Here is an 8,736-nt window from a genome sequence, read left to right on the forward strand (position 1 = left end):
AGACCCAGATCCACTCGTCAGCCCTTCCCGTTCGCATCGGCGGCGCCGAACTCGTAGCCGTATCGGCGCGAGAGCGGCCAGGACAGCGCCGCGACCGTGCGCCGGGCGGACCTCGGCAGGCCGGTGCGCCAGGAGTCGTCGGTCGGGCGGATGACGGTCGCGCCGACGGTGAACCGGTCCGGGTTTCCGGTGACCGTGTGATTGGTGTGCAGCTCCACCGTTCGATCGGTGAGCGGGTTGGCCGCGGGATCGCTGTCGATCAGGCGCAGCAGCCGGTCGATCGTGCCTTCGGGGTCGGCGATGAAGTCCTCGTAGCGCAGGAACATCGACCGCTCGGGGTAGCGGCGAGTGAGGGCGTGCGAGGCGAGATTGAAGCCGGTCCAGTAGCCGGTGCTCTTGACCGGCGGCATGGCGTACACGTAACCCTTTGGCTTGCTCCACGATTGGGCCACGGCCCGCGGGTCGCGCACCAGGTGGACGTAGTACGGGGTGATGCCCTCGAGGCGCGCGAGCAACGCCGCCTCCCCGGGAATCTTGGTGGTGTCCACGACGACGCTCGACCCGCTTCGCTCGGCCACCGCTCGATAGACCTGGGTCATCAGGGCGGCGTGCGCGCGGATCTGCTCGTTGTGCAGGCCGCGGCCGAGCACGCGCCAGGTGTGCCTGGTCCGCACGCTGCCGAGTTGCCGCCGGATCACCGCGTCCGCGTGCTCGACCAGCGTCGTGCCCGCGGGCTGACCGACCGGCAGGATCGTGGACCAGAACGGGCAGTCGACCAGCCTGCGCCCGCAGCCGCAGTCGGAGTTCACGCCGCGCCCGGCCGCGTTCTTCCAGAGGAAGTGCAGCTCGCCGACGTGGAAAAAGCCGGGGATCTCGTTGAGGATATTGCCGATGATGGTGCTGCCGTTGCGGCACCAGCCGGTGATGCACAGGACCTTCAGCGGCGCGACGCCGCCCGGTGGTGGGTTCGTCATCTGTCGATCGCCTTCTCGCTGGTCACCGCTTGCCGGATCGTCATGGCCAGCGCCGAGGCCGCGCACGCGCAGACCGCGGCGACCACGAAGACGGCCGGGTAGCCGAACCCGGCCGCGATGGCCCCGGTGGCCGGGCCCCACACGAACAGGCCGAGATCCCAGAACGAGGTGTAGGCGCCGAGCGCGGCGCCCTGCTGGGCGCTGTCGGTGTTGTTCATGACCATCAGGGCCAGCGAGGGATGCAGCAGCGAGAACCCGACGCCCATGACCACGGCCCCGGCCACCGCCACCGGCAGGTTCGGCGCCCAGGCGATGATCAGCAGCCCCGCCGCCTCGCCCGCGCCGCACCACGACGCCACCCGGCGCGGTCCGAGCTTGTCCGGCAGGTGCCCGATGACGAAGCGGGTGCCCGCGTACACGGCGCTGAAGGTACTCAAAACGATGACGCCGGAATCGATTCCGCGGTCTTGGAGCGCGCTGATGACGAACGCCGCGAGGCCCACGTAGCCAGCGGCGCCGAGCGCGAGGCCGAGGCCGGGTAGCACGGCGGGTTTCAGCAGCAGGCCGCGGCCGCCGCCGGTCGGCTCGACGCGCGGCTGCGGCGCGACGGTGCTGATCAGGGCGAGACCGACCAGCGGCGCGGCGGCGCAGAAGGCCCACACGGCGTCGATGCCGAAGTGCCGCAACGCCGCGCCGAGCGCGGTGCCGAGCGAAATGCCGCCCCACATGGCGACGCCGTAGAGCCCGATCACCTGGCCGCGCCGGTCGTGCGGCGCGAGCGTGACCGTCCACACCGCGCCCGCGACGAACAGCGCGGCCTCGCCGACGCCGAGCAGCAGGCGCACCACGATCAGCCAGACCAGTCCTGCGGGCAGGAAGTAGAGGAGCCCGCCGGCCGCGATGGCCAGCGCGCCGAACCGCATGACGGTGCGGGGGCCGTACCGGTCGGCCAGCCCGCCGAAGACCGGGCGGGTGAGCAGCGCGGTGAGCGCGGTCGCCGTCACCGCGAGGCCGACGGCGAGATCGCCCGCGCCGAACTCGTCGCGCACGTAGCCGGGCAGCACCGGGATGGCGGCGGACAGGCCGAGGTAGCCGCAGAACAGGCCGCCGAACACCCCCGCGAGGGCCAAGCGCGGGAACGCCTTGGCGTCGTCGGTCATCGCTGTCCGGCCCACGCGGAGCCCTCGCCGGTGTCGAGGACGGTCGGGGCGAGGTCGGCCGTCGAGGCGAGTGCGCCCGCGACCTTGCGCACGGCCGCGACGAGCTGATCGCAGTCGGCCCGCGACAGCGTCGAGGACAGCGGAATGTCCACGGCGCGTTGGAGATAGCGCGTCGCGTTGGGCAGCAGCTGCTTGATGGCCGCGGTCTCCATGCCGCGGAACAGGAAGCGCCAGTTCCAGAAGGCGCGGATATTGTGGTCGGCGTCCGAGCCGAGGTTGCGCGCCTCGATGCCCTCGTGGCACAGCGCTCGGGCGAACCATTCCGCGCGGCCGTGCGGGACCAGGAAGATGAAGGCCTCGCCGAGGTACGCGCCCGCGGCGACCGGTCGCCGGATATGTATCCCCGCGACGTCGGCGAGCGCGGCGGCGACGTAGTCGTAGTTGCGATGGAAGGCGGCCAGGCGGTCCGGCAGTCTGTCCAGCTCGGCGCGCAGCAGCGCCGCCCGGATCTCGTCCATCCGGAAACTGAGCAGCGGCAGGTCGAGGTCGGTGGCGATCGGCGGCTCGGCGCCGGGGAAGTGCCGCCGCAGCCTGCCCTCGTACGCGCCGGAGAGCACGGTGGCGCGGGCGAACAGGGCGCTGTCGTCGGTGAGCAGGAAGCCGCCCTCGCCGCTGTTGAGCGCCTTGTCCGACTGGGTGCTGAACGCCCCGGCCAGGCCGAAGGTGCCGAGCTTGCGGCCGTCGAGTTCCGCGCCGAGCGCGGGGACCGCGTCCTCGAAGACCGGCACGCCCATCTCGTCGGCGAAGGCGGTCAGCGCGCCCATGTCCCCGGCGAAGCCGCGCATGTGCACGACCATGATCGCCTTGACCTGCGGGGTCCACCGACTGCGCAGATCGGCCACGTCCAGGTGCAGGTTCTCGTCGACCTCGACGAGGAACGGCACGCACCCGGCGAGGATGATCGCGCTCGGCGTCGCGGCGAAAGTGAAACCGGGACAGGCGATCAGGCTGCCGGGCTCGATGCCCGCGGCCATGATGGCCAGCGCGAGCGCGGTGGTGCCGCTCGAGGTGGCCAGCGCGTGCCTGGTCTCGAAGTACCGGCACAGCTCCGCCTCGAACCGGGCGCACTCGGTCTCCTGCGCGGGGCGGTAGTCGTAGCGGAAGTACAGGTGACTGCGGATGGCCCGCAGCGCCGCTTCCTCGTCCTCGGGGTGGACGCAGACCGCGCCGCGATCGTAGGTGGGCCAGGGCGTCTTTCGCACGGGATCGCCCCCGTTCACCGCCAGCAGCGAATCGCCGGGCAACTGCCTGGCCGATGCCGAATCGTCGATCTCATTGTCCGCCATCGCAATTACCTGCCCAACGTAAAGCAAAAACATCGGCGAGCCGCCACCACGTCGCCCCGGGGAAATTCCGCGGAAGTTCAGCGGGACGTTTGCGCAACGCTACACCGAATTCTCATATCGGATACCCGAAATCGATTGCTCACCAATGACATCGGAACTTGGGTCTTGCTCGCGAGGGGAACGAGCGGATCTGTCCGCAAATGGACGCGCCGCGTCCGGCGGGCTTCGGCGGTGCCGCGCCCGTGCCGCTCGTCGGCGCAGCGAGGGCCGCCCGTGCGGCGGCGTGCTGTCGTGTCGAACGCTGATGCCACGGGGACGGACGTGGCGTTAGGCCCGTGAACAGGTGTGATGGGCAAAATTGCCCGGATATTCCGGTCGAGTCCACGCCTGCGGAGTAGGCGTGACGGTCGAGCGTGTTCGTGTCGCCGCACTGCTAGCGGTCGCGGATCTGCTGATGGGTGGTTGTACGGACGACCCCTCGCCTCCCGTCGACGGGCGCGCGCCGAGAGACGGGCGTCCGGCCGCCGAGGCCGTCGTCACCGCCGCGCCGCAGGGCTGCGATTACGGGGCGCGTCGTGGTGGCCGCCGTATTCAACGCGCCGCAGCCGGCGACGAATTGACCGGTGTACTTCGGCTGTGGTGCACAAACCGATCGCGACGCCTATTTCGGTGCGCTACCGCGAATTCGCTCACCGGCTGCCACCTCTTCCGCTCCCTGGCGATCGACAAGCGAACCCGCGAACTCGACTTCCGCTCGGCGGAAGCGGTTTTCGCCGCGTCCGACAAGCGCGGCGCCGATGTCGCTGTGCCGCCGCCGTTCTCGTACATGGGGGAGTGCCAGTCGGCTCAGCAGAGCCGTTTCGCCACCTCGCCGAGGCCGTCGGCGAGGGCGGTGCGCTGCGCGGGGGTGAGGACGTCGATGAGGAGATCGCGCACGAGGGCGACGTGTCCCGGGGCGGCCGACTCGAGTTTGCGGAGCCCGGCGGGGGTGAGGGCGGCCAGGACGCCGCGGGGGTCGTCGGGGGCCGGGCCGCGGCGGACGAAGCCGGCCTTGGCCAGCTGGTCGATCTGATAGGTGAGGCCGCTCTTGGAGGTGAACAGGGCCGCGGAGAGCTCGGTCATCCGCAGTTCCTTGCCCGGCGCCCGGGCCAGCCGCACCAGCACCTCGTACTGGGTGTGCGACAAATGGGCCTCGTCCTTGAGCTGCTGCTCGATCCGCCGGTTCACCAGCGCCGTCGCGGCGAGGAACGCCTCCCAGGCGCGCATCTCCTCCTCGTTCAGCCACCGCGGCTCGGCCATCCACCCACCTCTCGAGGTTGTTCAAATTCGAACAATAATCTACCATCGAGCAAAGATGTTCAAATTTGAACTACTTGGAAGGAGGGCGAGGCCGATGCGCATGCCGGTCGTCTACCTGTCGCACGGCGCCCCGCCGCTGGCCGACGATCCGCACTGGCCGGGCCAGCTGGCCGCGTGGTCGGCGGAGCTGCCGAAACCCGAAGCGGTGCTGATGATCTCGGCGCACTGGGAGGACGCGCCGCTGACCCTCGGCGCGACGACCACGGTCCCGCTGGTCTACGACTTCTGGGGCTTCCCGCAGCACTACTACGAGGTGACCTACCCCGCGCCCGGCGCTCCGGCCCTCGCCGACGACGTGCGCGCGCTGCTGCGCGGACCGGGCCTGCCGGTGCACGACGCGCCCGAGCGTGGCCTCGATCACGGCGCGTACGTGCCGCTGGTCGAGATGTATCCCGACGCCGACGTGCCGGTGCTCCAGATGTCGATGCCGACCCTCGAGCCCGAGGGCCTGCTGGAGATCGGCCGCAAGCTCGCGCCGCTGCGCGAGCAGGGCGTGCTGATCGTCGGCAGCGGCTTCTTCACCCACAATCTGCGAGCGCTCAGCGCCGACGGCTCGGTGCACCCGGTGATGTCGGAGTTCGACGAGTGGGGCAGGCACGCGCTCGACGCGGGCGATCTCGATGCCCTGCTCGACTTCGAACATAAAGCGCCCGCAGCGCATTTGGCGCACCCGAGGACCGAACACTTCGCGCCGCTGTTCGTCTCGCTCGGCGCGGCCGAGGCCGAGCTGAGCACCCAGCGCAGCGTGATCGACGGCTTCTGGAACGGCCTGGCCAAACGCTCCCTCCAATTCGGCTGAGGCTCTTGCCTACTCGGCCTCCACCGCTACATCGACACCGACCGCCCCACGAAAGGACCATCGAATGACCGACACCGCAACGACTTCGCCCACCGAGGCCGCCGCGGCGGACCACGCCGCCTCTCCGCACGCCTACGACGCCGGACTGCTCCTGCTGCGCGTCGCGGTCGGGCTGACCATGGCCGCGCACGGCACGCAGAAGCTGTTCGGCTGGTTCGGCGGCGGCGGCCTCGACGGCACCGGAAAGTTCTTCGCCGGCAAGGGTTATCCGGCCGGTGAGGCGATGGCCGCGGTCGCCGGTGTGACCGAGACCTTCGGCGGCCTCGCGCTCGCGATCGGCCTGCTCACCCCGCTCGCGGGCGCGGCGGTGGTCGGCACGTTGCTCAACGCGCTGGCGGTGAAGGGCATGGGCGCGTTCTTCGCGCCGAAAGGCGTGGAGTACGAACTGATCCTGACCGCGGCCGCCGCGAGCCTCACCCTGACCGGGCCGGGCCGCTACGCCGCCGACCGCTTCGTGCCCGTATTGCGTTCGCACCGTCTGATCTACGGCCTGGCCGCGATCGTGTTGGCGGTGCTCGCCGCCGGCGCCGTGCTGGTCGTGCGCAACTAGGGTGATCGCTCCCCCTGTTGGGGGAGCGGTAATTCCGACTCTCGGGCGACGTGAACGGCGGCGGAGACTCCGTACCGTCGAAGGCCCTCGGCAGGCTCGATTTCCCGCTCTCGCAGCGGATTTCTCCTGTCGCACAGCGTCGCTCGTCAGGAGGAATTTGTGTTGTCCGCCGTCGCAGCGGCTTTCCGGGCCCCGGACCTACGGCGGAAGATCCTCGGCACCCTCGGCCTGCTCGTGCTGTATCGGGCCGGCGCGGCGCTGCCCTCGCCCGGCGTGGACTATCGCGCGGTCCGGACGTGCGTCGCGCTCGTCTCCGGCGGTGACTCCGCGGGCATCTACCAGCTGATCAACCTGTTCTCCGGCGGTGCGATGCTGCACCTGTCGGTGTTCGCGATCGGGATCACGCCCTACATCACCGCGGGCATCATCGTTCAGCTGCTGACCGTGGTGATCCCGCGATTCGAGGAGCTGCGCAAGGAGGGCCAGACCGGCCAGGCGAAGATGACGCAGTACACCCGCTATCTGTCGATGGCGCTGGCGATCCTGCAGGCCTCGACGCTGGTGGCGCTGGCCGCGCGGGGCCAGCTGCTGCGCGGATGCCCGGAGGATCTGCTCGCCGACACCGGACTGTTCGGCATGATCATCATCGTGCTGGTGCTGACCGCGGGCGCGGCGCTGGTCATGTGGTTCGGCGAGCTGATCACCGAGCGCGGCATCGGCAACGGCATGTCGCTGCTGATCTTCACCGGCATCGCCGCCCAGCTGCCCAGCCAGGGCCGGTCGATTCTGGACAGCAAGGGCGGCTTGGTCTTCGGCGGTGTGTGCGTCGCGGTGTTGCTGCTCCTCGTCGGCGTGATCTTCGTGGAGCAGGGCCAGCGGCGAATCCCGGTGCAGTACGCCAAGCGCGTGGTCGGCCGGAAGATGTACGGGGGCTCCTCCACGTATCTGCCGTTGAAGGTGAATCAGGCCGGGGTCATCCCGGTGATCTTCGCGTCCTCGCTGCTCTACCTGCCGCAACTGCTCGCGCAGCTGACCAGGAACAGCTCGGGCGCGCAGTCGTGGTGGCAGGAGTGGATCGAGAAGTACCTGGTCGATCCGGGCAGCCCGGTGTACATCGCGGTCTACTTCGCGCTGGTGGTGTTCTTCACCTACTTCTACGTCGCGGTCACCTTCGATCCGCGCGAGCGCGCGGACGAGATGCGCAAGTTCGGCGGGTTCCTGCCCGGCTACCGGCCCGGCAAGCCGACCGCGGACTATCTGAGTTTCGTGCTCAGCCGGATCACCCTACCCGGCGCGGTCTACCTCGGGGCGGTGGCGGTGCTGCCGAATCTGCTGCTGGGCATCGGAACCTCCGGCAGCGCGCCGAGTCTCGCGTTCGGCGGTACCTCCGCGCTGATCGTGGTGAGCGTCGGACTGGATACGATCAAACAGTTGGAGAGCCAACTCATGAACAAGAACTACGAAGGGTTCCTGCGCTGAACCAGGACGGTCCGTCGACCCATTCGCTGCGGCGGGTGGCGTCGTCGTTCGTGCTCGCCCTCACCGCCGCGACGCTGTCGGTCACCGGCGTGCCCACCGCGGCGGCGTCGCCGAGCGGCGTGGTCGACACGCATCAGCCGGTGGATGTCGACCGGCATTTCGATCGGTCGCGGGCCGATGTCGAGGCCACCACGGAGCGCTCGACCATCTCGGTCCTGCTCGCCGACAACCACGTGGTGTTCCGCTCCGGCGTGCGGGCCGCGATCGGCACGCAGCCCGATATCGAGTGTGTCGCCGAGGTCGACCACGGCCTCGCCGCCATCCGGGAGATCGAGCGCCTGCGACCCGACGTCGCCCTGCTCGACCTCGACATGCCCGGCCTCGACGGCCCGGCCGTGGACGCCGTCGCGGCCCTCGGCGATGTCACCAGGATCCTCACGCTGACCACCGCCGATACCGATGAGAACCTTTACCGCGCACTGTGTTTGGGCGCGAGCGGGTTCCTCGTCAAGACGCTGCCGTCGACGGGCCTGATCTCGGCCATCCGCATGGCCGCCCGCGGCGACGCACTGATCGACCCGAACCTCACCCGTCGCCTCGTCACGCGCCTGACCACTGGCATCGAGCCGTTCCCGGCCGCGCCGGAGGTCGAGACCCTCACCGCCCGCGAGCACCAGGTGCTCCTGCTGATCGCCAAGGCCTACACCAATCCCGAGATCGCCGCGGAACTCGGCGTCGGCGAGCAGACCGTCAAGACGCACGTCTCCAACGTGCTAGCGAAGCTCGGCGTCCGCGACCGGGTGCACGCGGCGGTCTACGCGCACACCCGGCGAATCGTTCCCCTAGATCACGGGCTCGCGGGCAGGATCGGCGGCACGTAATCGAAGGTCATGCCGAGCAACCACACGAGCAGCAACACCACCGGTAGGTGAAAGATGAACTGCAAGAACGTGAAACCGACCAGGTCGCGGGCCCGCAGTTTGAGCACCGCCAGCAGCGGCAGCATGAA

Annotated in this window: 8 protein-coding genes and 1 pseudogene; 4 read left to right on the forward strand and 5 right to left on the reverse strand. The window is 69.8% G+C overall.

What is annotated here, in order from left to right; genetic code table 11:
* Positions 1-17: 17 nt before the first annotated feature.
* The 4 genes from ON39_RS24210 to ON39_RS24225 all read right to left on the reverse strand — a co-directional run bounded on the left by ON39_RS24210 (position 18) and on the right by ON39_RS24225 (position 4,779).
* A complete protein-coding gene (locus ON39_RS24210) occupies positions 18-974 on the reverse strand; it encodes a sulfotransferase (protein ID WP_040737780.1) in 957 nt (318 codons plus the stop codon).
* On the reverse strand, positions 971-2,134 hold the full coding sequence (locus tag ON39_RS24215; protein WP_040737781.1) for an MFS transporter: 1,164 nt from the start codon (positions 2,132-2,134) through the stop codon (positions 971-973). The genes ON39_RS24210 and ON39_RS24215 overlap by 4 nt, the downstream gene beginning before the upstream one ends.
* On the reverse strand, positions 2,131-3,480 hold the full coding sequence (locus ON39_RS24220) for a DegT/DnrJ/EryC1/StrS family aminotransferase (protein WP_040737783.1): 1,350 nt from the start codon (positions 3,478-3,480) through the stop codon (positions 2,131-2,133). Before ON39_RS24220 ends, ON39_RS24215 begins: the two co-directional genes overlap by 4 nt.
* Before the next feature lie 846 nt (positions 3,481-4,326).
* Complete coding sequence (locus tag ON39_RS24225) at positions 4,327-4,779, reverse strand: MarR family winged helix-turn-helix transcriptional regulator (protein ID WP_040737784.1); 453 nt, start codon at positions 4,777-4,779, stop codon at positions 4,327-4,329.
* Positions 4,780-4,879: 100 nt separating this feature from the next.
* On the opposite strand from ON39_RS24225, the gene ON39_RS24230 reads away from it, so the two are divergent.
* The 4 genes from ON39_RS24230 to ON39_RS24245 all read left to right on the forward strand — a co-directional run bounded on the left by ON39_RS24230 (position 4,880) and on the right by ON39_RS24245 (position 8,608).
* On the forward strand, positions 4,880-5,638 hold the full coding sequence (locus ON39_RS24230; RefSeq protein ID WP_040737789.1) for a dioxygenase family protein: 759 nt from the start codon (positions 4,880-4,882) through the stop codon (positions 5,636-5,638).
* A 64-nt stretch (positions 5,639-5,702) separates the two neighbouring features.
* Entirely contained in the window at positions 5,703-6,248 is a 546-nt protein-coding gene (locus tag ON39_RS24235) for a DoxX family protein (RefSeq protein ID WP_040737786.1), read from the forward strand.
* A gap of 159 nt (positions 6,249-6,407) precedes the next feature.
* Positions 6,408-7,727, forward strand: coding sequence for a preprotein translocase subunit SecY (secY, locus tag ON39_RS24240; protein WP_040737787.1), 1,320 nt, complete (start codon positions 6,408-6,410; stop codon positions 7,725-7,727).
* Between the two features lie 35 nt (positions 7,728-7,762).
* Positions 7,763-8,608: a LuxR C-terminal-related transcriptional regulator gene (locus ON39_RS24245; RefSeq protein ID WP_246002670.1), complete on the forward strand. Its 846-nt coding sequence runs from the start codon at positions 7,763-7,765 to the stop codon at positions 8,606-8,608.
* On the opposite strand, the pseudogene ON39_RS50785 reads toward ON39_RS24245, so the two are convergent.
* Positions 8,575-8,736 (reverse strand): annotated as a pseudogene (locus ON39_RS50785) (short-chain fatty acid transporter); the annotation flags it as partial. The gene ON39_RS24245 and the pseudogene ON39_RS50785 sit on opposite strands and share 34 nt — an antisense overlap.

It is taken from the genome of Nocardia tenerifensis NBRC 101015 (assembly GCF_000308715.1).
Lineage (GTDB): Bacteria > Actinomycetota > Actinomycetes > Mycobacteriales > Mycobacteriaceae > Nocardia > Nocardia tenerifensis.